The following is a 26990-nucleotide window of genomic DNA, read 5'->3' as shown; positions in this document are numbered from 1 at the left end:
ACGCGAACTCGCGGGAGACCTACCCCTCAGGGAGACCTATGCGCAGCAAACTCGTCCTGCACGCCGTCGACTCGCACACCGAGGGCATGCCGACCCGGGTGATCACCGGAGGCATCGGCACGGTCCCGGGCGCGACCATGAACGAGCGGCGGCTGTACTTCCGTGAACACCGCGACGACATCAAGCAGTTGCTGATGAACGAGCCGCGCGGTCACTCGGCGATGAGCGGTGCGATCCTGCAACCGCCGACCCGCCCCGACTGCGACTACGGCGTCATCTACATCGAGGTGTCGGGCTATCTCCCGATGTGCGGGCACGGGACCATCGGTGTCGCGACCGTTCTCGTGGAGACCGGCATGGTCGAGGTCGTCGAACCGGTGACCACCATCCGCCTCGACACCCCGGCCGGTCTCGTGGTCGCCGAGGTGGCGGTGGAGGACGGTGCCGCGAAGGCGGTCACGCTCAAGAACGTGCCGTCCTTCTCCGTCGCCCTGGACCGCAAGATCGAGCTCGCCGACGGGCGGACGGTGACCTACGACCTGGCGTACGGCGGCAACTTCTACGCGATCCTGCCGCTCGACCAGTTCGGGCTGCCCTTCGACCGGGCCCGCAAGGACGACATCCTCGCGGCCGGGCTCTCGCTGATGGACGCCGTCAACGCCGAGGGGGAGCCCGTCCATCCCGAGGACCCGTCCATCCGGGGCTGTCATCATGTGCAGCTCACCGCCCCGGGCTCGACGGCCCGGCACTCACGGCACGCGATGGCCATCCACCCCGGCTGGTTCGACCGCTCACCCTGCGGTACGGGCACCTCCGCGCGCATGGCGCAGCTGCACGCCCGTGGCGAACTCCCCCTGAACACCGAGTTCGTGAACGAGTCCTTCATCGGGACCCACTTCACCGGCCGGCTCCTCGACACCACCGAGGTCGCCGGGATCCCGGCCGTCCTGCCAAGCTTCACCGGACGTGCCTGGGTCACCGGCACCGCCCAGTACCTGCTCGACCCCAGCGATCCGTTCCCGGCGGGCTTCGTCCTCTGAAGCCCCCGCGAACCGCGCGAGATCCCCGCCCGACCTCACGCCCGCCCGCTCCACGACACGCCCGCCCGCTCCACCTCACGCACCGCCCGTTCCAAGGAGACCCCCGGATGCCCGCCCAGCGCGCCAGCGCCCCCGCCCTGCCCACGCTGGGCGGCAAGAAGCCCAGCTACCGCGAGCGAGTCGCGGACGCGCTGCGGGCCGCCCTCATCGCGGGGGAACTTCGCCCGGGCGAGGTGTACTCCGCACCCGGCCTCGCCGCCCGCTTCGGTGTCTCGGCCACGCCCGTCCGCGAGGCCATGCTCGACCTCGCCAAGGAGGGCCTGGTCGACACCGTGCCGAACAAGGGCTTCCGGGTCACCGCCGTGTCCGAGAAGCAGCTCGACGAGTACACGCACATCCGCTCGCTCATCGAGATCCCCACGACCGCCTCACTCGCCGCCACCGCCGATCCCGCCGCCCTGGAGGCACTGCGCCCGGCCGCCCAGGAGAGCGTCACCGCGGCCGCGACCGGTGACCTCATCGCGCACGTCGAGGCGGACATGCGCTTCCACCTGGGCCTTCTCGCTCTCGCGGGCAACGAACACCTGGTCGAGGTGGTCCGCGACCTCCGCAAGCGCTCCCGCCTCTACGGCCTGCACGCGCTGGTGAAGGCGGGCCGCCTGGAGGCCTCCGCCGCCGAGCACCTGGACATCCTCGACGCGCTCATCGCCCGCGACGAGGAGGCGGTACGGGCCGTCATGACCCGCCACCTCGGACATGTACGGGGGTTGTGGGCGGCCGAGTGACCTCGGCGGCGACACGCTGCCGGGCAACCCGCCTCATCCGCACCTCCATGCTCTCCTGAGTGCGCCCCGGCAGCCGCGAGAAGGACGCACGTTGAGCAAGCGCATCCGCAGGTCTCCGCTCTTCCGTAGCTCTCCGCTCCTCCACGGATCCCCGCTCCCCGAGAGATCCGCGCTCCTCCACAGATCCCCGCGCCTGCGCGGATCCCTGGTCGCCGCCGTCGTTGCTGTCGCCGTGGCCGCGCCGGCCGTCCACGCCCCGGGCGCCTCCGCCGCGGTCGCCTCCCCGGAGACCGAGGCCGCCGCGGAGGCCCCCGACCACGATCTGCTGAGCGAAAGGGGCGAGCGGACCCGGCGCGCCCGGGCCCTGGCCGTCGCCAAGGTCGCCGCGGGGCAGGCGACGCCCGAGACGCGCGGCTCCTCGCAGCGCATCGAGTACCGCGAGGGCTCGTACGCGGAGACGGCCCGCACTTCGGACCGGATCTTCGTGCTGCCGGTGGAGTTCAGCGACTACACGCACAACCGGATCCCCGAGCCCGACCGCGCCGCCGACAACGCCACGGTGTGGACCCGGGACTACAGCCGGGCCTACTACCAGCGGCAGATCTTCGGCACGGCGGACGAGGCCGCGGGCGACACCCTCAGGTCGTACTTCCAACGCCAGTCCAGCGGCGTCTACTCGATCACCGGCACCGTCCACGACTGGACCCGTGTCGACCACCCCCTCGCGCACTACGGCACCGACACCTGCCGGAAGAACGGCGTGGCCGTCTCGACGTACTACTGCAACGAGCAGCTCGTCACCGACGGCCTCAACAGCTGGTACGAGGACCAGCGCGCGACGGGCCGGACCGCCGCCTCGCTGGCCAAGTACCTTGCCACGTACGACACCTGGGACCGCAACGACCACGACCGGGACGGGATCTTCAACGAACCCGACGGCTATCTCGACCGCGTGATGCTGATGTTCGCGGGGGAGTCGCAGGCCAACGGCGGCGGTGCCAACGGCACCGACGCCATCGGCTCCCACCGCGGCAGCGTCAGCTATCTCCAGTCCGGCGCGGGCAAGTTGGGCCCCGCCAACGGAAACCGGGACGGCGGCAGTCAGGTCGGTGACTCGGGCATCTGGGTCAACGACTACACGATGACCAACGAGAACAGGGGACTCGGCACTCTCGCCCACGAGTACGGCCACGACCTGGGTCTGCCCGATCTGTACGACACCTCGGGCGGCGAGAACTCGACCGGCTTCTGGTCGGTCATGTCGCACGGCTCACTGCTCTCGGACGAGGCCGAACTGTCCGCCCATCCCGCCGATTTGGGCGCCTGGGCCAAGCTGCGGCTCGGCTGGCTCGACCATGCGACCGCGCAGGCCGGTACGGCCTCGACCGTCGTCCTGAACCCGCTGTCGGTCCACTCCTCCACGCAGGGCAAGGAAGCCCTCCTGGTGAAACTCCCCGCGGACGCGGAAGGCAACGCGCGCTACTACGTCGTCGAGAACCGGCAGTACGTCGGCGAGGACAGATACCTCAAGTCCGGCCCGTTCCAGCTGGGTTGGCGCTCCACACTGCCCAAGCTCAAGGAACGGCTGCACTACGAGAGCGGGGCGCTGATCTGGTACTGGAACACCAAGTACCGGGACAACAGGACCAAGGCCAACGGCGGCCACGGTCAGATCCTGCCCGTCGACGCACACGCCGAGCCCGCCCTCGCCACCTCCGGGGCCGTGATCCGGGGCCGCCTCCAGACGTACGACGCCCCCTTCGGCCGCCGGCCCACCGCCGCGCTCACCTTCCACCAGAACGGTGTGAAGACGACGATCCCGTCCCGGCCGGGCGTCCCGGTCCTCGCCGGACCCGACGGCACCACGATCACCGTGGACGAGGAGTACCCCGACGGCCGAGTGAAGGTTTCGGTCGGTTCGTCCGGCTGACCGCCCTCCCCTGTGGGGCTCCTCCCGACTGCGATACAACTGGAGCATGGCAAAGATCCTCATCAGCGCCGACATGGAGGGCGCCACCGGGGTGACCTGGCCGGCCGACGTACTGCCGGGCACACCGCAGTGGGAGCGGTGCCGGTCGATGTTCACCTCGGACGTGAACGCGGCCGTCCTCGGCTTCCTCGACGGCGGCGCCGACGAGGTCCTCATCAACGAGGCCCACTGGACCATGCGCAACCTGCTCCTGGAGCAGCTGGACGAACGGGCGCAGATGCTCACCGGGCGGCACAAGTCGCTGTCCATGGTGGAGGGCGTGCAGCACGGCGACGTCGACGGCATCGCCTTCGTCGGCTACCACGCCGGCGCGGGCATGGAGGGCGTCCTCGCCCACACCTACCTCGCCAACTCCATCACCGGGGTCTGGATCAACGACGTACGCGCCAGCGAGGGCCTGCTCAACGCGCATGTCGTCGCCGAGTACGGAGTCCCCGTCGTCCTCGTCACCGGCGACGACGTGGCCTGCGAGGACGCGCTCGGTTACGCACCCGAGGCGCTGAAGGTCGCCGTCAAGGACCATGTCTCGCGGTACGCGGCCGTGTGCCGCACACCGGCGCGTACGGCGTCCGACATCCGCGCCGCGGCCAAGGAGGCCACGCGGCTCGCGGTGCGGCACGAACCCGTGGACGGCGGCCCGTTCACCGTGGCCCTGGAGTTCGACGCCGAGCACCTCGCGATGGCGGCCACCGTCGTCCCGGGCGTCGAGCGCATCGGGGAGCGGAAGGTCGCATACACCAGCCCGACCATGTACGAGGGGATTCGTACCTTCAAGGCGGTCACCACGATCGTCTCGGCCGCCGTGGAGGAGACCTATGGCTGACAACAAGAGCGCGACCGACGAGTACGCGACCGATGAGTACGCGGCCGGTGAGGGATCGGTCGGATCGGTCGACGGGCAGGCCCTCGACGAGGTCGTCCGGTTCACCTCCGACCTCATCAGGATCGACACGACCAACCGCGGCGGGGACTGCCAGGAGCGGCCGGCCGCCGAGTACGCGGCCGCGCTGCTCGCCGAGGCGGGCCTGGAGCCGACGCTCCTGGAGCGCACCAAGGGGCGTGCGAACGTCGTCGCGCGCTTGGAGGGCACCGACCCGTCCGCCGACGCGCTGCTCGTCCACGGTCACCTGGACGTCGTACCGGCGCAGGCGGAGGACTGGAGCGTGCACCCGTTCTCCGGGGAGGTCCGCGACGGAGTTGTCTGGGGCCGGGGCGCGGTCGACATGAAGAACATGGACGCGATGATCCTCGCGGTCGTACGGCAGTGGGCGCGCGCGGGCGTGCGCCCCCGGCGGGACCTTGTGATCGCCTTCACCGCGGACGAGGAGGCGAGCGCCGAGGACGGCTCGGGCTTCCTCGCCGACGAGCATCCGGGGCTCTTCGAGGGGTGCACCGAGGGCATCAGCGAGTCCGGCGCCTTCACCTTCCACGACGGCTCCGGCCGCGAGCTGTATCCCGTCGCGGCGGGCGAGCGCGGCACCGGCTGGCTGAAGCTCACCGCACGCGGCCGGGCCGGTCACGGCTCCAAGGTGAACCGGGAGAACTCGGTGACCCGGCTGGCCGCCGCGATCGCGCGGATCGGCGCCCACGAGTGGCCCGTACGGATCACCCCGACGGTCCGCGCCGCGCTCACCGAGATGGCCGCCGTGTACGGCATCGCGCCCGACTTCGACGACGTGGACGCTCTGCTGGACAAGCTCGGTCCTGCCGCCTCGCTCGTCGAGGCCACCGTGCGCAACAGCGCCAACCCCACCATGCTGAACGCCGGTTACAAGGTGAACGTGATTCCGGGGGAGGCCGTCGCCTACGTGGACGGACGCTATCTGCCCGGCACCGAGGACGAGTTCCGCGCGACCCTTGACCATCTCACCGGTCCGGACGTGGAGTGGGAGTTCCACCACCGAGAGGTGGCTCTGCAGGCACCGGTGGATTCGACTACGTACGCCAACATGCGTGCCGCCGTTGAGGAGTTCGCGCCCGAGGGGCATGTCGTGCCGTACTGCATGTCGGGCGGCACGGACGCCAAGCAGTTCTCGCGCCTCGGCATCACCGGATACGGATTCGCGCCGCTCAAGCTCCCGCCGGGCTTCGACTACCAGGCCCTCTTCCACGGGGTCGACGAACGTGTGCCCGTCGAGGCGCTGCACTTCGGCGTCCGGGTACTCGACCGCTTTCTGCGCACGGCCTAGGGAAAAATGGGGGACATCGTGCAGACCCTGGCCTACGGTTCCTGGCCCTCGCCCATCGACGCGTCGCTCGCCGCCGCGCACGACGGACACCCCGACTTCGTCGGCTTCGTCGGCGACGAGATCTGGTGGACCGAGCCCCGGCCGACCGAGGGCGGCCGCCGCACCCTGGTGCGCCGCCGCGCCGACGGCACCGAGGAATCGGTACTGCCCGCCCCGTGGAACGTGCGCAGCCGCGTCATGGAGTACGGCGGACAGCCCTGGGCCGGAGCGGTCGGCGACGACGGCCCGCTGGTGGTGTTCGTCGACTTCGCCGACCAGCGCCTGTACGCGTACGAGCCCGCCCGCCCCGACAAGGAGCCGCGCCCCCTGACCCCCGTGTCGTCGGTGGGTGGCGGACTGCGGTGGGTGGACCCGCGGATGCATCTCGAACTCGGCGAAGTCTGGTGCGTACTGGAGGAGTTCACCGGCGACGGGCCGACCGATGTCCGGCGGGTCGTCGCCGCGGTGCCGCTGGACGGTTCGGCCGCGCAGGACCAGGACGCGGTACGTGAACTCACCGACGGGCAGCACCGGTTCGTCACCGGGCCGCGGATCTCGCCCGACGGGCGGCGCGCGGTCTGGCTGGGCTGGGACCACCCGCGGATGCCGTGGGACGGGACCGAACTGATGGTGGCCGACGTCGGCCCGGACGGCACGTTCCGGGGGACCCGGAAGGCCGCCGGCGGCCCGGACGAGGCGATCGCCCAGGCCGACTGGTCCGCCGACGGCACGCTGCTGTACGCGAGCGACCGCTCCGGCTGGTGGAACCTCTACCGCGACGGCGAGGCCGTCTGCACACGCGAGGAGGAGTTCGCCGGGCCGCTGTGGACGGTCGGGCGGCGCTGGTTCGCGCCGCTGGACAGCGGACTGATCGCCGTCGTGCACGGCCGGGGCGCCACCGCGCTCGGCATCCTCGACCCGGAGACCGGCGAGGTCGTCGACGCGGCCGGGCCCTGGACCGAGTACGCGGCCACGCTCGCCGCCGACGGCAGCCGGGTCGCCGCCGTCGCGGCCAGCCCGCGCAGCGCCTACGAGGTCGTCGAACTGGACGCCCGCACCGGCCGGGCGAGGGTCGTCGGCGCCCCGCACGACGACCCGGTGGACCCCGCCCACTACCCGGAACCGCAGATCCGTACGTTCAGCGGGCCCGCCGGGCGCGAGATCCACGCGCACATCTATCCGCCGCACCACCCCGGCCATGTCGCCCCCGGCGACGAGCTCCCGCCGTACGTCGTCTGGGCGCACGGCGGTCCCACCGGCCGCGCCCCGCTCGTCCTCGACCTGCAGATCGCGTACTTCACCTCGCGGGGCATCGGTGTCGCCGAGGTCAACTACGGCGGATCCACCGGGTACGGCCGCGAGTACCGCAACCGGCTGCGCGAGCAGTGGGGTGTCGTGGACGTCGAGGACTGCGCGGCCGTCGCGCTGGCCCTCGCCGAGGAGGGCACCGCCGACCGCGACCGGCTCGCCGTCCGGGGCGGCAGCGCGGGCGGCTGGACCACGGCCGCGTCCCTGGTGAGCACCGACGTGTACGCCTGCGGGACGATCCTCTACCCCATCCTCGACCTGGCGGGCTGGGGCACGGGCGAGACCCACGACTTCGAGTCCCAGTACCTGGAGACCCTGGTCGGACCGCTCGCCGAGGTCCCCGGCCGGTACGCCGAGCGCTCGCCCACCGAGCACGCCGACCGTGTCACCGTGCCCTTCCTGCTCCTCCAGGGCCTCGACGACGTCATCTGCCCGCCCGCCCAGTGCGAGCGGTTCCTGGCCAGACTGGAGGAGCGGGCACGGCGGCTGCCGCACGCCTACATCGCCTTCGAGGGCGAGGGCCACGGCTTCCGGCGGGCCGACACGATGGTGCGGGCCCTGGAGTCCGAACTCTCCCTGTACGCCCAGGTGTTCGGCCTGAACCCGCCCGGCGTCCCCACTCTGGAGCTCGCCAAGTGAAGGGACTGGTGCGACCGCGGCGGCTGGTTCCCGGAGCCCGTGTCGCCGTCGTCGCGCCAAGCGGTCCCGTGCCCGAGGAGCGGCTGCAGGCGGGCCTCGACATCCTGCGCGGCTGGGACCTGGACCCGGTCGTGGCACCCCATGTCCTCGACCGGCACGGCACGTTCGACTATCTGGCGGGCACCGACGCCGACCGGGCCGCCGACCTCCAGTCCGCCTGGTGCGACCCGAGTGTGGACGCCGTGCTGTGCGCCCGCGGCGGCTACGGCGTGCAGCGCATGGCCGAGCTGCTCGACTGGGACGCGCTGCGGGCCGCAGGACCCAAGGTGTTCCTCGGCTTCAGCGACATCACGGCCCTGCACGAGGCCTTCGCGACCCGGCTGGGGCTCGTCACACTGCACGGGCCGATGGCCGCGGGCGTCGACTTCGTCAAGAACGCCCGCGCTCAGGAGCATCTGCGGGCGACTCTCTTCGAACCGGAGTCGGTGCGGATCATCACCTCGGCCGGAAGCGCGCTGGTGCCGGGGCGCGCCAGGGGCGTCCTCCTCGGCGGCTGCCTCAGCCTGCTCGCCGCCGACCTCGGCACACCCCACGCCCGGCCCTCGGCGCGCGGCGGACTCCTCTGCCTGGAGGACGTCGGCGAGGAGACCTACCGCCTGGACCGCTACCTCACCCAACTGCTGCGCGCCGGCTGGCTCGACGGCGTCACCGGGATCCTGCTCGGGTCCTGGGAGCGGTGCGACCCGTACGACCGGATCAGGGCGCTCGTCCTCGACCGGCTCGGCGGGCTCGGGGTGCCGATCGCCGAGGAGTTCGGCTTCGGGCACTGCGAGGGCGCGCTGACGGTCCCGTTCGGGGTGCCGGGGGAGCTGGACGCCGGGGCGGGGACGCTGACGCTGGACGTGCCCGCGCTGGCCTGAGCCGGTGACGGCCGTGCGGGCCGTGGCGGTCGTGCCGCCGGTCACGGCCGCGTGCCCGTACGCCCGCGTCACCCCAGTGGCCCCACGCCTCACCCGGAGGCACCTCTCACCGCGCGTGACCCCCGCTCCCCGGCCCATCCTGGTCGCATGAGCCCGAAGACCTCGGAGAGCAGCGGCGGCGGCAAGGCAGGCGGACGGAACCTGATGACGCCCGGGAGGGTGTCCGTCATCGCGCTCGCCGTGCTCGGGCTGATCTTCATCTTCGAGAACACCCGCGCCACCAAGATCCGCCTGCTGATCCCCGAGGTCACCATGCCCCTGTGGATGGCACTCCTCGGCACGGCGGTGATCGGCGCGCTGTGCGGGGCGTATTTCATGAAGCGCCGAATCTGACCGGCCGCGTACCGTAACGGGATGCATGGCATTACCGAATACCTCGCCGAAGGCTCCCGCGTGGGGATACGTCACTACACCCACGAGGACGGCGCCGAGTTCATCGCCCGGGCGCGTGAGAGCAAGGCGCTGCACCAGCCCTGGCTGTTCCCGCCGGCCAACGCGGCCTCCTACGCCTCGTACGCGGGACGGCTGATCGAGGATCCGACGAAGGCCGGGTTCCTGGTCTGCGAGAGGGACGGCGGAGGGATCGCCGGGTTCATCAACATCAACAACATCGTGGAGGGCGCCTTCCAGTGCGGGGCGCTCGGCTACGGGGCCTTCGCGCACGCGGCCGGGCGCGGGCTGATGGGGGAGGGGCTCGACCTGGTGGTGCGGTACGCGTTCGGCGGCCTCGGACTGCACCGGCTGGAGATCAACGTCCAGCCGGACAACGCCGCCTCGATCGCGCTGGCCCGCCGCTGCGGCTTCCGACTCGAGGGCTTCTCGCCGGAGTTCCTCTTCATCGACGGGGCCTGGCGGGACCATGAACGGTGGGCCGTCACCGCCGATATGATTCGAACATGAGTCCTATGCGGAATCTCGTCGTCCTGGACGCCCCGTCGAACCTGGGCCTTCGCCCACCGGCCCCGGGCACCGTCCCCGGCTGCTACAAGCTCGCCGGCGCCCTGCGCGAGCAGCGGATCGTGCAGCGGCTGCACGCCCTGGAGGGCGGGGTGGTCGTACCGCCGCGCTACGACCGGGGCGACTGGCAGGAGGGCGACGGTGTCTTCAACGCCGCCGCGATCGCCACCTACACACGCAGGCTCGCCGACCGCGTCGAAGGGCACGTACGGGCCGGGGAGCTGCCCGTCGTCCTCGGCGGCGACTGCTCCATCCAGCTCGGCGCCTCGCTCGCGCTGCGGCGGATCGGCCGGTACGGGCTCGTGGCCGTGGACGCCTCCCACGACTTCCGGCACCCGGGCAACTCCGAGAGGGTCGGCGCGGCGGGCGGCGAGGAGGTGGCCCTGGCGACCGGACGCGGGCAGGACGACCTGACGGACCTGGAGGGGCTGAAGCCCTATCTGCGGGACGAGGACGTGCGGTTCTTCGGTATCCGGGACGAGTTCGAGGAGGACCGGGCCGAACTCGCCGCACTGAAGATCCCCACGGTGACCGTCGGCGACGTGCGCGAGTGGGGCGCAGACGCCCTGGCCCGGGCCACCGCCCAGGCCTTCGACGTGCCGGAGCTGGACGGCTTCTGGGTGCACCTCGACGCCGATGTGCTCGACCCGTCCGTGATGCCCGCCGTCGACAGCCCCGACCCCGGCGGACTGCTGCCCGACGAACTGACCGCGCTGCTGCGGCCGTTGGTGAACTCCCCTCACTGCGCCGGCTTCAACGTCACCATCTACGACCCCGACCTGGACCCGGACGGCACCGCCGGCGCCCTGCTCGCCGACATCGTCGTCGCGGCCTTTGCGCAATCCTGACCGGGAGTGCCCCTGGTCGGCTCGCCGTCCACGCTGTTCCATGGTCGACGTGACGACCATCCGACGTGACGTACTGACGCTGCCGGTCGCGGAGCTGGGCCCCAGCAACCCACTCCCTCCACTGCGTCCGCTCGACGAGACGCACCACGTGGACGAGCGGGAACGCGAGGGCCTGCCCCGCGACATGGCCCGCCAGATCGGCTACGAACCGCTGCGCAGCCTCCTGCCCGAACGCGTCCGCGACGGATACGGGAGAACGCGGGAGCCCCGCGAGGTCGAGGCGCTCGTCATCGAGAACGACCGGCTGCGCGCGACCGTGCTGCCCGGCTACGGCGGCCGTGTCGTGTCCCTCTTCCACAAGCCGTCCGACCGTGAACTCCTCTACCGCAACCCGGTGTTGCAGCCCGCCGACTTCGCGCTCAACGGCGCCTGGTTCTCCGGCGGCATCGAATGGAACATCGGCGCCACCGGACACTCGACCCTCGCCTGCGCACCCCTGCACGCGGCCCGCGTCACCGCGCCCGACGGCGGCGAGATGCTGCGCCTGTGGGAGTGGGAACGGCTGCGCGACCTGCCGTTCCAGGTCGACCTCTGGCTGCCCGAGGGCTCCGACTTCCTGTACGTAGGCGTACGCGTCCGCAATCCGCACGAGAAGGCCGCGCCGCTGTACTGGTGGTCCAACACCGCGGTCCCCGAGGAGCGCAGAGTGCTCGCGCCCGCCGAGGAGGCCTGGCACTTCGGGTACGAGCGCCGGCTGCGCCGGGTGCCGGTTCCGGTGTGCGAGGGCGCCGACCGGACGTATCCCCTGCGCGGCGAGTACCCGGCCGACTACTTCTACGAGGTGCCCGACGGACAGCGGCGCTGGATCGCCGCCCTGGACGAGACGGGACAGGGGCTCGTGCAGACGTCCACCGACGCGCTCCGCGGACGCAAGCTCTTCGTGTGGGGGTCGGGCACCGGCGGGCGGCGCTGGCAGGAGTGGCTCACCGAGCCCGGCACCGGCGGCTACTGCGAGATCCAGGCCGGGCTCGCCCGCACCCAGCTGGAGCACCTCCGCCTCGACGCCGAGAGCGAGGTGGCCTGGCTGGAGGCGTACGGGCCGCTGACGGCCGACGCGGACACCGTGCACGTCACCGACTGGGCCGCGGCACGCGCCGGAGTCGAGGAACGGCTCCAACAGGTCCTGCCACGTCGGGAGTTCGAGACGGCGTACGAGGACTGGCGGGCGTCCGCCGACACCGAACCCGGTGAGGTGCTGGCCGTCGGATCCGGCTGGGGCGCGCTCGAAGTCCTGCGCGGCACGCTCAAGTTGCCCGGCACGCCGTTCGAGGAGGACACGCTCGGGGACGCGCAGGCGCCCTGGGCGGAGCTGCTCCGGTCCGGGGCCTTCCCGGAGCCCCGCCGGGTGACACCGCCAGGGGAGACGCTCGTCGCCCGGCACTGGCGGGACATGCTGGAGACGGCACCCGCGAAGCCGCTCACCGAGTACCACCTGGGTGTCGCCCAGTGGCACGCCGACGACCGGGCACAGGCCGTGCGCAGCTGGGAGCGGGCACTGGAACTCGCCCCGTCCCTCTGGCCGTTGCTGCGCTGCCTAGCCGTCGCCGACCAGGACGCGGGCAACCGGGAACGGGCCGCCGACCGGTACGCGGAGGCCTTCGACGACCTCTGCCGGGAGCGGCGCGACGACGGGGAGGCCTGGACGGCCGCCACGGCCGCGCTCGGACGGGAGGCGATCGCCGCGCTCCTCGCCGTGCGACGGACGGCGGACGCGCGCTCCGTGTGGGAACGGCTGCGCCCGGCGACCCGCGAACGCGGCCGGTTCCGGCTGATCGAGGCGGAGTTGCTGCTCGCCGAGGGCGACAGGGCAGCGGCACGCGCCGTCTTCGACGCGGGCTTCGAGGTGGCCGACCTGCGTGAGGGCGCCGAGGCGATCGGAGCGGCGTGGTCCCGTCTCGCCGACGAACCCCTGCCGGAGCGCTACGACTTCCGGATGCGGCCGCCCGGCACCGACGGCGCGGGATGACGCGGGCGTGGGCGCCGGGTGGCCTACTCGGCCGCGCGGCGGTCCACGTACTCGTACACATAGCCGTCCGGGTGCATCGCGATCAGGTTGCGGCCTCCCGGTGTCGCCACCGGGCCCGCCACGACGTGGGCCCCCGAGTCGGTGAGCACCCGGTGGGCTTCGTCGACGTCCGTCACTGCGATGGTCGCCGAGACCTTGCGGAGCACCTCCAACTCCGACTCCGGCCCGCTCATCAACAGGAAGCAGCCGACGGCGGCGACGGAGACCCCGCCGCGCTCGAAGCGGAGCGCCGGTCCGCCCGCCAGCTTCTCGTAGAAGGGGACCGCAGTCTCCAGGTCGTCGACGCAGATGCGCAGCGTGGCTCCCAGAATGTCCATGCGGACGAGCCTAGTTGGGGCCGGCCGGGGACGAGATCGTTTCGCCCGGATCCCGGGGCGCGGGCCGGGGCCCTGCCGGTCGAACACACCGATCACACCGAACGTCTGGACAAACGCCTGGTCGACGAACTGGCACGGGCGGCCCGCGACGCCTTACGCGGGGAACTGAGGGAGCAGACCGTCAAGCAGTGCCGCACGGCCGCGCTGTACGCCGCCTCCGGAGCCGCGGCCTACGCGCTGCGCAACGCGGCGAGGCCGACGGCACCCCGGCCGCGCCGACGCAGCCCGCCGAGGGACAGACGGCTGCGGGGCAGGCGGCGAGGGTCGCCGGCGGTACGGCTCCCGGAACGCCGCCCGGCGGGCTCGCCGGGCCCTCCGCCCCGCCGGTTCCGCCCGTCGCCCCCGGCGGCGTGAGCGGGCGCCCGGCCCCTCCGGTGCGGGTGCGACCCCGTTGCCAGGTGCGACGGATCCCGGGGGACCGCATCACCCGGCCCGGTGAAGCCACGGAGGCGTACCGGACCGGTGCGTCTCCGTCGCGTGGGATGCGGTGAGGGGCCGCGCCCCGGACAATCGGGGGAGGAGACACCGTCCGCGGATCCGCACGGCCGGAACCGCGCCCGAACCGGTCCCGCCGGTTTTTCCGGTGTGCCCGGCGCCCGGCACGAAACGCCCTCGCGCGGGGAAAGCGACGTTTGGGCGTCCCGGCCGGGGGGACGCGGAAGGCCCCGAAGGATGACTCCGCCGGAGGCGCCCCATGAGCCGACCTCGTGTCGTGATCGTCGGAGCAGGATTCGCCGGGTACCAGACGGCGCGCACGCTGTCCCGGCTGACCCGGGACAAGGCCGACATCGTCCTGCTGAACCCCACGGACTACTTCCTCTACCTTCCCCTGCTGCCCCAGGTCGCCGCCGGTGTCCTGGAGCCGCGCCGCGTCACCGTCTCGCTGACGGGCACCCTGCCGCGCGTACGGCTGGTGCTGGGCGAGGCCGACGGCATCGACCTCGAAGCGCGGACCGTGCACTACACCGACCCCGAGGGCGACGGCGGCACCCTGTCCTACGACCGGCTCGTCCTGGCCGTCGGCAGTGTCAACAAACTGCTGCCCGTGCCCGGTGTCGCCGAGCACGCGCACGGCTTCCGCGGACTGCCCGAGGCCCTGTACCTGCGTGACCACGTGACCCGGCAGATCGAACTCGCCGCCGCCGCGGACGACTTCAAGAACTGTTCCTCGCGCTGCACCTTCGTGGTGGTCGGCGCGGGCTACACCGGCACCGAAGTCGCCGCACAGGGACAGCTGTTCACCGACCAGCTGGTGCGCAAACAGCCGCTCAGGGAGGGGATGCGGCCGCGATGGCTGCTGCTCGACATCGCCCCGCGGGTGCTGCCCGAACTCGACGAACGGCTGTCGACCACCGCCGACCGGGTGCTGCGCGAGCGCGGTGTCGACGTACGCACCGGGACGTCCGTCGAGGAGGCCACCTCGACCGGAGTCCGGCTGAGCGACGGGGAGTTCGTCGACACCAGGACCCTTGTGTGGTGCGTGGGGGTGCGCCCCGATCCGCTGGTGGCAGGGGTCGGGCGGCCGATGGAGCGCGGCCGGCTGCTCGTCGACCCGTACCTCCAGGTGCCGGGCCATCCCGAGGTGTTCGCCTGCGGTGACGCGGCCGCCGTGCCCGATCTGGAGAAGCCCGGCGAGTACACGGCGATGACCGCGCAGCACGCCTGGCGGCACGGCAAGGTCGCCGGCCACAACGTCGCCGCCTCGTTCGGTGTCGGCACCCGGCGTGCCTACCGGCACCGCGACCTGGGCTTCGTCGTCGACCTCGGTGGGGTGAAGGCCGCCGCCAACCCGCTCGGCATCCCGCTGTCCGGGCCGCTCGCCGGAGTCGTCGCCCGCGGCTATCACCTCGCCGCGATGCCCGGAAATCGTGTCCGGGTCGCCGCCGACTGGCTCCTGGACGCCGTACTCCCGCGCCAGGGCGTCCAGTTGGGCCTGGTCCGCTCCTGGTCGGTACCGCTGGAGTCCGCCTCGCCGGAGCTGGCGCGGGTGGCGGGCGGCCCGGAGCAGCGGGCGCCCGCCGCGGGCGGGGACGGGCGCCCGGCGGACTCCGGGGCCGGTGGATCCGGTGGATCCGGTGCGGCACGGGTGCCCAGGGCCGAGGCCTCCGCGGTGCGTGACCCGGGCAACCGCCCGGCCCCGGATCCCGACGCCCTCGCGGGCCGGGATCCCGACGCCCCCGGCGCTCCGGCTCCCGGCCGTCCCGGGGGCCCAGCAGCCGTTCGCCCGGCGGGCGGTGATTCCGCCCGCCCGGCAGACGCGGCCCCGGGCAGCCCGGCCTCGCGCGGCCCCGCCGAATCCGTGGGCCCCGGCCCCGACGAGCCAGCCGCTCCCGACCCCGACGACCCCGCCGCCCCCGGCCCCGTACGCCCTGTCGAAGGAGAGTCATGAACACCCGTCAACTCACCGAACTGGGGCAGCAGTTGCGCGTGGACAGTGTCCGCGCGGCCGCCGCGGCGGGATCCGGGCATCCCACCTCCTCGATGTCCGCCGCCGACCTCCTGGCGGTCCTGTTCGCCAACCACCTGCGCTACGACTTCGACCGCCCCGCCCACCCAGGCAACGACCGTTTCATCCTGTCCAAGGGACACGCCTCACCACTGCTGTACGCCGCGTACAAGGCGGCCGGGGCCATCAACGACACCGAGCTGATGACCTTCCGCAGGCTCGGCAGCCGCCTCGAAGGGCACCCGACCCCGCGCCGACTGCCGTGGGTCGAGACGGCCACCGGATCGCTCGGGCAGGGCCTGCCCGTCGGCGTGGGCATCGCGCTGTCCGGCAAGCGGCTCGACCGGGTCGGCTACCGGGTGTGGGTGCTGTGCGGCGACAGCGAGATGGCCGAGGGCTCCGTGTGGGAGGCGGCCGAGCACGCCGGATACGAGCACCTCGACAACCTCGTGGCGATCGTGGACGTCAACAGGCTCGGCCAGCGCGGCCCCACCCGGCACGGCCACGACCTCGACGCGTACGCCCGCCGCTTCCGGGCCTTCGGCTGGCACACCGTCGAGGTCGACGGCCACGACGTGGACGCGATCGACCGGGCGTACGGCGAGGCGGTCTCCACCGTCGGACAGCCGACCGCGATCATCGCCCGCACCCTCAAGGGCAAGGGAGTCGCGTCCGTCCAGGACCGCGAGGGCCTGCACGGCAAGCCGCTGCCCGACGCCGACGAGGCGATCGAGGAACTCGGCGGGGTGCGCGACCTGCGTATCGAGGTCCGGCAGCCGCCCGCCGCCCGGATGCTCCACGCCGTACGCGCCGGGCACCTGGAACTGCCGCGCTACGAGACCGGCGACGAGGTCGCCACCCGCGACGCCTACGGGCAGGCGCTCGCCGCGCTCGGCACCGCGCGCGGAGACGTCGTCGCCCTCGACGGCGAGGTGAGCGACTCGACGCGCGCCGAGTTCTTCGCGAAGGAGCACCCCGACCGGTTCTTCGAGTGCTACATCGCCGAACAGCAGCTGGTCGCTGCCGCCGTGGGGCTCGCCGCGCGCGGCTGGGTACCGTACGTGTCGACCTTCGCCGCCTTCCTGACGCGTGCCCACGACTTCGTCCGGATGGCGTCCATCAGCGGGGCCGGGATCAACCTCGTCGGCTCCCACGCGGGTGTCGCGATCGGGCAGGACGGGCCCTCGCAGATGGGTCTTGAGGACCTGGCGATGTTCCGGGCGGTGCACGGCTCGACCGTGCTCTACCCGTGCGACGCCAACCAGACCGCCAAGCTCGTCGCCGAGATGGCGGGCTGCGAGGGCGTTCGCTATCTGCGCACCTCGCGCGGCGGGATGCCGGTCCTGTACGGCCCGAACGAGGAGTTCCCGGTCGGCGGCAGCAAGGTGCTGCGGGTCTCCCCGCAGGACCGGCTCACGGTCGTCGCCGCCGGAGCGACCGTGCACGAGGCGCTGAAGGCCGCGCACGCGCTGGCCGCCGACGGCATCTCCGTGCAGGTCATCGACCTGTACTCGGTCAAGCCCGTCGACCGTCGGGCCCTGCGCGAGGCCGCCGAGCACACCGGCTGCCTGCTGACCGTGGAGGACCACCACGAGGAGGGCGGTCTCGGTGACGCGGTCCTCGACGCCTTCCTCGACGGGCGCCCCACACCCCGGCTGGTCCGGCTCGCCGTGCGCACCATGCCCGGCTCGGCCTCGCCCGAGGAGCAGCTGCACGCCGCCGGTATCGACGCCGAGTCGATCGCGGCCGCGGCGAAGCTGCTGGTGGAGAACGCGATCGTGCGATGACCCGTCCCCACCGGTACATGCGATGACGCGGCCCGCCCGGTCCGTACGGGACACGGGCGTCCGGAAGGAGTGACCATGGCCGGCACACGGTCCGTACGGGCCGGTCGGCGGACCGTCGAGGTCCACCGGCCCGACAAGGTGCTGTTCCCCGGCGACGGGTCGGCGAAGGAGTACACGAAGGCCGACCTCGTCGAGTACTACCGCGAGGTCGCCCCGTACATGCTGCCGCACCTGCGGGGACGGCCGCTGATGCTGGAGCGGTACCCGGACGGGCTCGGCGGGCCCCGGTTCATGCAGAAGAACGTCCAGAACCACGACCCGGACTGGATCAGGCGGGTCGAGGTGAACAAGGAGGGCGGGACCGTCGTCCACCCCGTGTGCGACGACACCGCGACCCTCGTGTACCTCGCCGACCAGGCCTGTCTGACCCTCCACCGGTGGCTGTCGCGGGTCTCGCGGGACGGCCGGGTCGACCGTCCCGACCGGCTGGTCTTCGACCTCGACCCCTCCGGCGACGACTTCGAGCCGGTGCGCGAGGCCGCCCGGCTGGTCGGCGAGCTGCTCGACGAACTCCGGCTGCCGTCCGCCCTGATGACCACCGGCTCCCGCGGACTGCACGTCGTCGTACCGCTCGACGGACGGCACGACTTCGACGAGGTACGGGAGTTCGCCAAGGCAGTCGCCGACACCCTCACCGAGGCGCACCCCGAGCAACTCACCACGGCCGCCCGCAAGAAGGACCGCGGCGACCGCCTCTACCTGGACATCCAGCGCAACGCCTACGCCCAGACCTCGGCCGCCCCCTTCACCGTCCGCGCCAAGCCCGGCGCCCCGGTCGCCACACCGCTCACCTGGGAACAGCTCGACGACCCCGGACTCGGCCCCCGCCGCTGGACCATCGCGGACGCCGTCGACCAGGCGCGCACCGACCCCTGGGCGGGGCTGCTCCGCAGAGGCCGCGCGCTCGGACCCGCCCGGCGCCGGCTGAACGCGCTGCGCGGCTGATCACCGGCACTCCGTGCCGAACCCCACGACGCGTGCGTCCAGTTGGCCTGCGGTTTCAGCTGCTGTGGGTGCAGGTGTCCCGCGTGGGACGGGTGGGGTCGCGAAAATTCGTGTGCTTAGTATGGCGAAGGTGTGGGTATCGCGTGGTCAAGATGTGTTGAGATCATGTGCATGACGCTTGGTGAGTCGGAGCATGTCGGACGTGCCGCCCGGTGGGCGCGCGAAAGGCTTGCCGGCACGTCGTGACCTTGTCGGACGTACTTTCCAGTCGGACGGACCGGACGAACTATGAGCACGAGCGACTTACCCGATCCCGCGCCGCCCTCGGCGCCGGCGCCACCCGCCGCTGGGACCCCGGTGGTCGGGGATGCCGTGGCCGCGATGCGCAACGCGCGCACCCAACTTGCCGAACTTCTGGGCCGTACACCTGAGTCGGTCTCGGCCATCAGCCGCGACGGGACGGGCTGGCAGGTCGATGTCGAGGTTGTGGAGCTGGAGCGCATCCCCGACTCCACCAGCGTCCTTGCCGTCTACCGGGTGCGGCTCGACTCCGACGGCCTGCTTCTCGGCTACGCCCGCAGCCGTCGCTACACCCGAGGCCAGGTCGACCGGCAGTGAGAGCGTGCGAGGCGGTCCGCGCCGTGACCGCGATGCCGGTCCGTCGACTTCCTCCGCGCGACGCGGTCCCCTGTGCACGACCGCCCCGCCCGCTGTCGCGGCGTCCATGTCCGCGACGTCCTTGACCCCCGGCCCCGTCGCGCCGGTCCGGGACCTCGGCCCGCTTGCCGTACGCCGACCGCACGAAAACCCAGCGCCGACGACTGCCCCGCACGTACTCGCCCCACCTCTGAGAGGGGACCTCACCGATGACCGTGCTCGCCCAGACCGCCGCACCCCGCGCCCAGAAGACCGACGGAGGCCTTTATGACATCCTCGACCTGATCCTCGACCGCGGACTCGTGATCGATGTCTTCATCCGGGTCTCGGTGATCGGCATCGAGATCCTGCGCGTCGACATCCGTATCGTCATCGCCAGCGTCGACACCTATCTGCGCTTCGCGGCGGCGACCAATCGCCTTGACCTGGAGAACCGCGGTACTCCCGTGGTGACTCCGGCGCCCACGGTGTTCGCACCGGCCCTGCCCACTGCCGTGGCGCCGGGAGGTCAGCTGGCTGTCCCGCCGGGCGTCGCGGCGGTTCCCGCTCCCGGCGCTGTCGTCACGCAGGGACCGCCCGTCACCGCTGGACCGCCCGGTACCGGTGCTGTGGTCCCGGTCGTCGGGAACCTCGGACAGACGGTCGGGCAGGTCGGGAACCTGGGACAGACGGTGGGGCAGGCACTCGGGGCGGTCGGACAGACGGTCGGTGGCGTCGTCGGCGCCGTCGCCCCGACTGTCGGGGGACTGGTCGGCAGTGTGGCGCCGACTGTCGGCGGAGTGGTCGGCGGTGTGGCGCCGGCCGTCGGTGGAGTGGTCGGCACAGTCGGTCGGACGGCCGACACCGTGGTGGGGGCCGTCGTCCCGACGACAACGGCCGGCGTGAGTGCTGTCGTCCCGGTGGCCGGTACCGCGGCTCCAGTGGCTGGCACCGCGGCCCCGGTGACGGATCCCGTGGTGCCCGCCGCCGACGATGTCGGTGGTGTGGAGCAGGTGACGGAGCCCACCGCGCAGGAAGCGGCCGACGCCTCGGGTTCGGCCGCGGCCGGCCAAGAGAAGGCTCCCACCGCCGCACGCGACAAGACCCGGCGCGGCAAGGGGCAGCAGGGCGAGGGGGCCTGACGGATGCCGCTCTACCTCTATGCGGTCACGGACGCGGACCATCCGCTGCCGGTCGACGGTGCCACCGGAATCGGGGCTTCGCCCGCGCCCTTGAGGGCGGTGCGTGCCGCCCGGGTGGCCGCCGTCGTCAGCGAGGCGCCGGCCCAACTACGCGCCAAGCGAAGAGATCTGATTGCCCATCAGAGAGTGCTGCTGATGCTCGGTGCCGCGGGTGCCGTGTTGCCCCTGCGCTTCGGCACGCTTGCCCCCGACGACGGCGCGGTGCGTCGCGCGCTCGCGGACCAGGAGTCGTTGTTCACCGATCGGCTCCGAGAGGTCGAGGACCGCGTCGAGTTCAACGTCAAGGCCCTGCAGGACGAGGACACCGCCCTGCGCGATGTCCTGCGGGACAGTGCCGAAGCCCGACGCCTGAGCGCCCTCACACGGGACGGCACCGGCACGCACGACGACCAGGTGGCCCTCGGCACGGTCGTCGCCGCCGGGGTCGAGGCGCTACAGGCGCGGCATGCCGAGGACATCGCCCGCCGACTGGAGCCGCTGGCCCACCGCATCGCCGCGGGTGACCCGACGGGCGAGGTCTTCCTGAACGTGAGCCTGCTGATCGAACGCGGGCAGGCCGACGCGTTCGCCGCGTCCGTGGGCCAGGTCGCCGAGAGCCTCGGGCACGGGCTGGAACTCCGGGTGACCGGTCCTCTTCCGCCCTACAGCTTCGTCTGACCGTGTGACCGCACCATGCCCCACCCACCACCTCCCTACCGGAAGGAGGGCGCCGTATGGGTCTGCTGAGCGGCCTGTTCGGCCTGCCACTGGCTCCGCTGCGCGGGGTCGGCTGGGTGCTGGAACAGGTGGTGCAGGAGGCGGAACGGCAGTACGCCGACCCGGCCCCCATCCACCGTGAACTGGCCGAACTGGAGGCCGATCTGCTGGCCGGCCGTATCACCGAGGAGGAGTTCGGCCTTCGGGAGGACGAACTCCTGGATCGTCTGGAAGAGATCACGGCCGGCAGCGGCGAGGATCCGGCAGGCCCCGACGGTCCGGTACTACAGGAAGGCTCCCAGTGACCGACGCCCTCGCGCGGCGCTCAGGTGCCCTGTCGCCCCAACCGGGCGGCGCGGGCAATCTGGCCGACATCCTGGAACGCGTCCTCGACAAAGGGGTCGTGATCGCAGGAGACATCAAGATCAACCTGCTCGACATCGAACTCCTCACCATCAAGCTGCGGTTGCTCATCGTCTCTGTCGACACCGCGCGCGAGATGGGCATCGACTGGTGGGAGCACGACCCGACGCTGTCCTCGCGCGCGGTCCGTCCCGCCCCGCCACCCGAACCCGCCCACACTGAGGAACTCGCCGCCGAGAACGCACGTCTTCGCGCCGAACTCCAGTCGCTCAACGCCCGGTTGAAGGAACCCGATGATCTGTGAGCCCGAAACCCCGCCCCCGGCAGACCGTACCGACGCGGTCTACGCGTACGCGGTACTGCTGCGGAACGAGGCGGTCGAGCGGGCCGCCCGAGAACTGTGCGGCGTCGACGGTCTGCCGGTACGGATCCTGCGCGGCACCGACACGGCCGCGGTCGTCAGTGACGTACCCGCCGACGCCTTCACCGAGGAGGCCGTCGCACAGCGGCTCGACGACATCACCGACCTGGAACGCCTGGCCCGCGACCATCACCAGGTGATCGCCGCACTGGCCTCCCATGCGGCATTGCTGCCGCTTCGGCTGGCCACGGTGTACCTCGACGACGACAGCCTGCTGCGACGACTGCACGCCGACGCCGGCCACTTCCGCACCACCTTGAACCAGCTGGAGGGCCACGACGAATGGGGCGTCAAGATCTACGCCCACCCGCCTGCCACGACCGCGCCCCCCGGAGACCGGCCACGCTCCGGGCGCGACTACCTGCGCGCGCGCCGCACGAGCCGGGAGGGCCACGAACTGGCTCACCAGGCCGCCGCGGACCTCGGCGCACGCGTGGACCGTACGCTCGCGGAGGCGAACCTGGCCACCGGCGTCCGGCACCATCGTCCCCAGCCGGCTGCCCTGTCCGCGAAACCGGGGGAGAACGTCGTCAACGCGGCCTACCTTGTCCCGCGACAGCACACGCGGAGCTTCCAGGAGCGCGTGGAGGCACTCGCCGCCGGGACGGTCGGCGTCCGGGTCGAGATCACCGGACCCTGGGCCCCGTACTCCTTCGCCTCGCCCCCGCCGGAACAGGCCGAACGGACGGACCCCGCGATCCCGCGGACGACGTCGTGACGGCCGCGGTCCCGCCCCACGCGGAGGTCGCCCTCGTCGACCTCCTCGACCGGCTCCTGGCCGGAGGCGTCGTCATCACGGGAGACCTCAGCCTCTGCATCGCCGACGTGGAACTGGTCAGGGTCTCGCTGCGCGCCCTGCTCACCTCGGTCGAGGAAGCCACGGAAGGAATCCTGCCGTGACAGCACACGGTGAACACGCACCCGGCCGGCTGCCCGGCTCGCGTACCTCGCCCTCGCCTCCTGATACGGAACCTCCGCCTCCTGTCGGTGCTGAGGCAACGCCCGCACCCGACTCCGGGCAGTCCCCGGCCCGACGCCTCGACCTGGACAAGGACACGGTCGAACGCGACCTCGTCCGACTGGTGCTCACCGTCGTGGAGCTGCTGCGCCAGCTCATGGAACGGCAGGCCATCCGCCGAGTCGAGAGGAACAACCTGACCGAGGAACAGGAAGAACGCATCGGCATGACGCTCATGATCCTCGACGACCGCATGACGGAACTGCGCGAGCGATACGGCCTGAGCCCCGAAGACCTCAACCTCGACCTCGGCCCACTCGGTCCCCTCCTGCCGCGGCATGAGGGGCACCAGTACTGAAACGGTGCTCGCCGTGGCTGTTGGCCGACTCGGTCGTTGGCCTGGTTGTGGATGGGGACCTTGCCCGTGGTGAGACACGTGGGCCGGCGGCGGCATGCCCGGAGCCGTCGGCGACCACGGCACAGTGCTTGCCCGACCCCTGTGGGCACGACGGTGGCGCCGACCACGCGGACATCCTCGGACGAGTGCTGGGCAGGGGCATGAGGTCGCACCCGCGCGCGAGCGCGAACGCACGGAGGAGGAAGCTCAGGGATGAGTGGTCTGCGCTACGTCTACGCCGTCTGCCGACCCTTCGGCACACCGCTGTCGGCCCAGCTGACGGGTGTCGCGGGTGTTCCGCCCAAGCAGCTGACCCACCACGGCCTCGTCGCCGTGGTGGGTCATGTGCCGGAGGGGGACTTCGCAGAGGGGCCGTTGCGGGCCCATCTGGAGGACCTGGACTGGCTCGGCGCGACAGCGCGGGCGCACCAGAACGTGATCGACGCGCTCACCGTAGTCACCTCGCCGCTGCCGCTCCGGCTCGCGACCGTGTTCCGGGACGACAGCGGTGTCCGCACGATGATGGAACAGCGCGAGGAGACCTTCCTTCGGACACTCGACCGGCTCGACGGGCGGGTCGAGTGGGGAGTGAAGGTGTACGTGGAATCGCCGGAAGAGGAGAAATGGGAGCAGGCCGGGCAGTTCGCGCGCCGGCTGCACGAGTTCCTTTCCGGGTACGCGGAGGACTCCCGGATCCATGCGCCGCGGAACGCGACGCTCTCCCGTGAGTCCGGCCGGAACGTACTGAACGCCGCCTATCTGGTGCCGCGTTCGGAATCCGAGGCGTTCGTGGAACTGGTGGACCGTACGAAGGACGGCTTTCCCGGACTCCGTGTCGAACTCACCGGCCCCTGGGCGGCCTACTCGTTCAGCGGGGAGGACCCGTGACCGTCGTGGCACGCCGCTAGATCGCTCTTGTCGACCTGCTCCACCGCTACGGGTTGCGGCCCGAGGACCTGAATCCGGACCTCGGGCCGCTCGGACCGCTACTTCCCAGGGTGTAGAGCCACCGGTGGATACGGAAATACCGGCAGAACTACCAGCGATACCAGCGGCCCCTGGAACCGCTCGCGCTCGTGCCGCGCACCAGGAATCCCAGTAGCCACACCACGATTACTATCAGTGCGATCCACCAGAGAATTTTCAACGCGAATCCGGCGCCGAAAAGGATGAGCGCCAGAAGCAGTACCAGCAGGATGGGAACCATAGTTTATTACCTCCTACTGGCCGGGTTTCCCGGATCAAGGAATTCAGGCCGGTTTCCGGCAGAGAATTTCCCCGTGCAGGACGGAGAACCAGGCGTCCTCCTGCCGGCCCCACTCCCGCCACGCCTCCGAGACCGCGTCCAGCCGCTCGGCCGTCGCGTGACCGCCCTCCGTGGCGCGGTCCGCGTACGCGGAGGCGACCGTACGGTCCGCCCACAGACCGCTCCACCAGGCGCGCTCCTCGGCGGTGGCGTAGCACCAGGTGCTCGACGAACTCGTGATGTCGGTGAAGCCGGCCGTCAGCGCCCAGGATTTCAGGCGCCGCCCGGCGTCCGGCTCGCCGCCGTTCGCGCGGGCCACCCGGCGGTAGAGGTCCAGCCAGTCGTCCATGCCCCGCGACAGCGGGTACCAGGTCATCGCCGCGTAGTCCGAGTCGCGCACGGCCACGAAGCCGCCCGGTTTCGTGACCCGGTGCATCTCGCGCAGCGCCTGCACCGGGTCGCCCACGTGCTGCAGCACCTGGTGCGCGTGGACGACGCAGAAGGTGTCGTCCGGATACTCCAGCGCGTGGACGTCAGCGACCGCGAACTCGACGTTGTCCAGGCCCCGTTCGGTCGCGGTGGCCCGGGCCCGCTCCAGGATGCCCGGCGCGTGGTCGACGGCGGTGACGTGTCCGTCCGGGACCAGTTCCGCCAGGTCGGCGGTGATGGTCCCGGGCCCGCAGCCGATGTCCAGGATCCTCATGTGCGGCTTCAGCGAGGGGAGGAGGTAGGCCGCCGAGTTCACGGCGGTGCGCCAGGTGTGCGAGCGCAGCACGGACTCGTGGTGGCCGTGCGTGTAGACGGCGGTCTCCTTCGACATGGCGTCCCCATTCCCTCGTAACCCTCGGACCGGGCCTGCGGAGCTGCTCCGCGAGCGATACGTGTCACCGTACGCCGCCATGTCGAATGATGAGACCCGCGTCTTGCCATGCGGACCGGTCGCGTGAGGTCAGCGTCGCTGCTGGAGCGGCCGGTACACCGTCAGTGCCTCGGGCAGCTTCCGCAGCGTCACCTCGCCCTCCACGGTGGTGACCTCGCCGTCGTAGGCCAGCAGAGTGCCGGGCTCGACGCCCTCCACGCGGAGCGCGCCGACGCGGACCGCCGCGTGTGCCGGGGAGCGAGTGAGAGGCCCGGCGACGGCCGCCGCGAGGAGGCGTACGGCCGGGAAGCGGCCCCCGTGCACGACCCGTACGTCCAGGCGGCCGTCCGCGAGGTCGTAGCGGCGGGCGGGCAGCGGACCCATCCGGTGGTACGTGCCGTTTCCGGCGAACAGGAGCCACAACGGGTGCTCCTTGCCGCCGAGTTCGGCCTTCAGGGGGTGCCGGTCGGCGCGCAGCACGCGCAGGGTCGCCACCACTCCCGCCGGCCAGCCGCCGATCCGCTTCGACCAGCGGTCCCGCTCGCGCACCAGCTCCGGATAGACGCCGAGGCTGCACGTGTTGAGGAAGTAGCCCTCGGTGCCGTCGGCGGAGAAGAGGCCCACGTCGACCCGTACGGCATCGCCTTCCCGCAGGGCCTGGCTCAGATCGCGTACGTCCTCCACGCCCAGGTCCTGCGCGAAGTGGTTGAGCGTGCCGCCGGGCAGCACGGCGAGCGGGAGGCCGTGACGCAGGGCCACCGTGGCGGCCGCGTTCACCGTGCCGTCGCCGCCGCAGACGCCCAGCACCTCGGCGCGGGCCGCCGCCTTCTCCAACTCGGACCGGAGATCGGCCGGTTCGCACTCCACGAGCTCGGCGCGCGGCAGGGCGTCACCGAGGGCGCGGACACGGTCCGAGCTGCCCGCCGCCCTGTTGACCACCATGACCAGGCCCTCCCCGTCCGGCAGCGCGGGCGCGTCCGCGCGCGGACGGCCGGGAGGCGGCAGCTGGTCGCGGGTCGGCACCAGTCCGCGTACGGCGAAGGCGGCGCCCGCGCCGAACGCCGCCCCGACGAGCACGTCGCTCGGGAAGTGCGCGCCCGTGTAGATACGGGAGAGGGCCACCGCGGCGGCCACCGGGGCCACCACCGCGCCCAGGGGGCGGGACTCCAGCGCGACACCCGTCGCGAAGGCCGCCGCCGACGCCGAGTGCCCCGACGGGAACGAGGTGGTGATCGGCTGGCGCTTCAGCTGCCGGACCATCGGCACCGCGTCCAGCAGAGGCCGCGGCCGGCGCACCGAGCGCTTGCCGAGGGTGTTGATGGTGGCCGAGGCCAGAGCCAGCGAGGCGACACCGCGGACGGCCGCGCGGCGGGCCCGCGGCGAGCGGGTCGCCGCCAGCGCCGCCGCCGTGCCGAACCACAGCAGGCCGTGGTTCGCGCTGCGGCTCAGCTTCGGCAGCAGCGGGTCGGCGCCCGGCCAGTGCCGGGCCGCCACGGCCTCGAAGAGGCGGCAGTCGAGGGCCAGCAGCCGGTCGCGCAGGGCGTGGCCGGGTCCGGTGACGGTGAGATCCAGGTCTGCGGTCATGCACCATCGTGTACCCAGACAGGGCTCCGCCGCGCATGTCTGTTCGACGAGAACGGGTTGTGTGACGTGTCTGTCCTCCGTCCGCCGCTCCGTCCGCCGCTCCGACCGCCGCTCCGGTCCGAGCCCGCGTGCGGAGGCGGCCGCCGACCGGG

At 72.1% G+C, this 26990-nt stretch carries 26 protein-coding genes and 2 pseudogenes; 24 read left to right on the top strand and 4 right to left on the bottom strand.

Annotation, left to right across the window (positions count from 1 at the left end; genetic code table 11):
• The first annotated feature begins 38 nt into the window (after nt 1–38).
• From JEQ17_RS10480 to JEQ17_RS10430, 11 genes are all read left to right on the top strand, one after another.
• Nucleotides 39–1040, top strand: coding sequence for a proline racemase family protein (locus JEQ17_RS10480; RefSeq protein WP_200394984.1), 1002 nt, complete (start codon nt 39–41; stop codon nt 1038–1040).
• Between the two features lie 107 nt (nt 1041–1147).
• Nucleotides 1148–1825, top strand: a complete 678-nt coding sequence (locus JEQ17_RS10475; protein ID WP_200394983.1) for a GntR family transcriptional regulator — start codon at nt 1148–1150, stop codon at nt 1823–1825.
• A 91-nt stretch (nt 1826–1916) separates the two neighbouring features.
• Entirely contained in the window at nt 1917–3755 is a 1839-nt protein-coding gene (locus JEQ17_RS10470; protein WP_200394982.1) for an immune inhibitor A domain-containing protein, read from the top strand.
• A gap of 46 nt (nt 3756–3801) precedes the next feature.
• Nucleotides 3802–4638, top strand: a complete 837-nt coding sequence (locus tag JEQ17_RS10465) for a M55 family metallopeptidase (RefSeq protein ID WP_189840910.1) — start codon at nt 3802–3804, stop codon at nt 4636–4638.
• Nucleotides 4631–6004 carry a M20/M25/M40 family metallo-hydrolase gene (locus JEQ17_RS10460; protein WP_200394981.1) on the top strand — a complete coding sequence of 458 codons (1374 nt, stop codon included), beginning with the start codon at nt 4631–4633 and terminating at the stop codon, nt 6002–6004. Before JEQ17_RS10465 ends, JEQ17_RS10460 begins: the two co-directional genes overlap by 8 nt.
• Nucleotides 6005–6010: 6 nt before the next feature.
• On the top strand, nt 6011–7990 hold the full coding sequence (locus tag JEQ17_RS10455; RefSeq protein ID WP_200394980.1) for a prolyl oligopeptidase family serine peptidase: 1980 nt from the start codon (nt 6011–6013) through the stop codon (nt 7988–7990).
• Complete coding sequence (locus JEQ17_RS10450) at nt 7987–8910, top strand: S66 peptidase family protein (RefSeq protein WP_200394979.1); 924 nt, start codon at nt 7987–7989, stop codon at nt 8908–8910. The genes JEQ17_RS10455 and JEQ17_RS10450 overlap by 4 nt, the downstream gene beginning before the upstream one ends.
• A 147-nt stretch (nt 8911–9057) precedes the next feature.
• On the top strand, nt 9058–9303 hold the full coding sequence (locus JEQ17_RS10445; protein ID WP_200394978.1) for a LapA family protein: 246 nt from the start codon (nt 9058–9060) through the stop codon (nt 9301–9303).
• A gap of 21 nt (nt 9304–9324) precedes the next feature.
• Nucleotides 9325–9870, top strand: coding sequence for a GNAT family N-acetyltransferase (locus JEQ17_RS10440; RefSeq protein WP_200394977.1), 546 nt, complete (start codon nt 9325–9327; stop codon nt 9868–9870).
• A 5-nt stretch (nt 9871–9875) separates the two neighbouring features.
• Complete coding sequence (locus JEQ17_RS10435) at nt 9876–10775, top strand: arginase family protein (RefSeq protein WP_200401420.1); 900 nt, start codon at nt 9876–9878, stop codon at nt 10773–10775.
• Nucleotides 10776–10815: 40 nt separating this feature from the next.
• A complete protein-coding gene (locus JEQ17_RS10430; protein ID WP_200394976.1) occupies nt 10816–12801 on the top strand; it encodes a DUF5107 domain-containing protein in 1986 nt (661 codons plus the stop codon).
• Between the two features lie 23 nt (nt 12802–12824).
• Here JEQ17_RS10430 and JEQ17_RS10425 read toward each other — a convergent pair whose 3' ends face one another.
• A complete protein-coding gene (locus JEQ17_RS10425; protein WP_055617463.1) occupies nt 12825–13178 on the bottom strand; it encodes a VOC family protein in 354 nt (117 codons plus the stop codon).
• A 754-nt stretch (nt 13179–13932) separates the two neighbouring features.
• On the opposite strand from JEQ17_RS10425, the gene JEQ17_RS10420 reads away from it, so the two are divergent.
• The 13 genes and pseudogenes from JEQ17_RS10420 to JEQ17_RS49950 all read left to right on the top strand — a co-directional run.
• Nucleotides 13933–15627, top strand: a complete 1695-nt coding sequence (locus JEQ17_RS10420) for an NAD(P)/FAD-dependent oxidoreductase (RefSeq protein WP_200394975.1) — start codon at nt 13933–13935, stop codon at nt 15625–15627.
• Nucleotides 15624–17471: a transketolase gene (locus JEQ17_RS10415; RefSeq protein ID WP_200394974.1), complete on the top strand. Its 1848-nt coding sequence runs from the start codon at nt 15624–15626 to the stop codon at nt 17469–17471. Before JEQ17_RS10420 ends, JEQ17_RS10415 begins: the two co-directional genes overlap by 4 nt.
• Nucleotides 17472–17546: 75 nt before the next feature.
• Nucleotides 17547–18476: a non-homologous end-joining DNA ligase gene (gene ligD / locus JEQ17_RS10410; RefSeq protein ID WP_200394973.1), complete on the top strand. Its 930-nt coding sequence runs from the start codon at nt 17547–17549 to the stop codon at nt 18474–18476.
• Nucleotides 18477–18764: 288 nt separating this feature from the next.
• On the top strand, nt 18765–19094 hold the full coding sequence (locus JEQ17_RS10405) for a gas vesicle protein GvpO (RefSeq protein ID WP_200394972.1): 330 nt from the start codon (nt 18765–18767) through the stop codon (nt 19092–19094).
• A 248-nt stretch (nt 19095–19342) separates the two neighbouring features.
• Nucleotides 19343–19567, top strand: a pseudogene (gene gvpJ / locus JEQ17_RS10400) (gas vesicle protein GvpJ); the annotation flags it as partial.
• Nucleotides 19568–20257: 690 nt separating this feature from the next.
• Entirely contained in the window at nt 20258–20971 is a 714-nt protein-coding gene (locus tag JEQ17_RS10395; protein WP_200394971.1) for a GvpL/GvpF family gas vesicle protein, read from the top strand.
• Between the two features lie 56 nt (nt 20972–21027).
• Nucleotides 21028–21315 carry a gas vesicle protein GvpG gene (locus JEQ17_RS10390; protein WP_200394970.1) on the top strand — a complete coding sequence of 96 codons (288 nt, stop codon included), beginning with the start codon at nt 21028–21030 and terminating at the stop codon, nt 21313–21315.
• Entirely contained in the window at nt 21312–21677 is a 366-nt protein-coding gene (locus tag JEQ17_RS10385; protein ID WP_200394969.1) for a gas vesicle protein, read from the top strand. The genes JEQ17_RS10390 and JEQ17_RS10385 overlap by 4 nt, the downstream gene beginning before the upstream one ends.
• On the top strand, nt 21667–22512 hold the full coding sequence (locus tag JEQ17_RS10380) for a GvpL/GvpF family gas vesicle protein (RefSeq protein ID WP_200394968.1): 846 nt from the start codon (nt 21667–21669) through the stop codon (nt 22510–22512). The genes JEQ17_RS10385 and JEQ17_RS10380 overlap by 11 nt, the downstream gene beginning before the upstream one ends.
• Nucleotides 22509–22694 carry a gas vesicle protein gene (locus tag JEQ17_RS10375; RefSeq protein ID WP_234048144.1) on the top strand — a complete coding sequence of 62 codons (186 nt, stop codon included), beginning with the start codon at nt 22509–22511 and terminating at the stop codon, nt 22692–22694. Before JEQ17_RS10380 ends, JEQ17_RS10375 begins: the two co-directional genes overlap by 4 nt.
• Nucleotides 22691–23110, top strand: coding sequence for a gas vesicle protein K (locus JEQ17_RS10370; protein WP_234048143.1), 420 nt, complete (start codon nt 22691–22693; stop codon nt 23108–23110). The genes JEQ17_RS10375 and JEQ17_RS10370 overlap by 4 nt, the downstream gene beginning before the upstream one ends.
• Before the next feature lie 252 nt (nt 23111–23362).
• Complete coding sequence (locus JEQ17_RS10365; RefSeq protein WP_200394967.1) at nt 23363–24037, top strand: GvpL/GvpF family gas vesicle protein; 675 nt, start codon at nt 23363–23365, stop codon at nt 24035–24037.
• Between the two features lie 35 nt (nt 24038–24072).
• Nucleotides 24073–24153, top strand: a pseudogene (locus tag JEQ17_RS49950) (gas vesicle protein K); the annotation flags it as partial.
• Nucleotides 24154–24185: 32 nt separating this feature from the next.
• On the opposite strand, the gene JEQ17_RS10360 reads toward JEQ17_RS49950, so the two are convergent.
• From JEQ17_RS10360 to JEQ17_RS10350, 3 genes are all read right to left on the bottom strand, one after another.
• The gene (locus JEQ17_RS10360) at nt 24186–24356 is read right to left on the bottom strand and encodes a hypothetical protein (RefSeq protein ID WP_055615376.1); all 171 of its coding nucleotides are present in this window, start codon (nt 24354–24356) and stop codon (nt 24186–24188) included.
• Nucleotides 24357–24399: 43 nt separating this feature from the next.
• On the bottom strand, nt 24400–25215 hold the full coding sequence (locus JEQ17_RS10355) for a class I SAM-dependent methyltransferase (protein WP_200394966.1): 816 nt from the start codon (nt 25213–25215) through the stop codon (nt 24400–24402).
• A gap of 129 nt (nt 25216–25344) precedes the next feature.
• A complete protein-coding gene (locus JEQ17_RS10350) occupies nt 25345–26838 on the bottom strand; it encodes a bifunctional phosphatase PAP2/diacylglycerol kinase family protein (protein ID WP_200394965.1) in 1494 nt (497 codons plus the stop codon).
• Nucleotides 26839–26990: the final 152 nt, after the last annotated feature.

The sequence above is a fragment of the Streptomyces liliifuscus genome, from assembly GCF_016598615.1.
Taxonomy (GTDB): Bacteria; Actinomycetota; Actinomycetes; order Streptomycetales; family Streptomycetaceae; genus Streptomyces; species Streptomyces liliifuscus.
The sequence above is the reverse complement of the archived record's forward strand: the minus strand, read 5'-3'. Positions and strand labels throughout refer to the sequence as shown.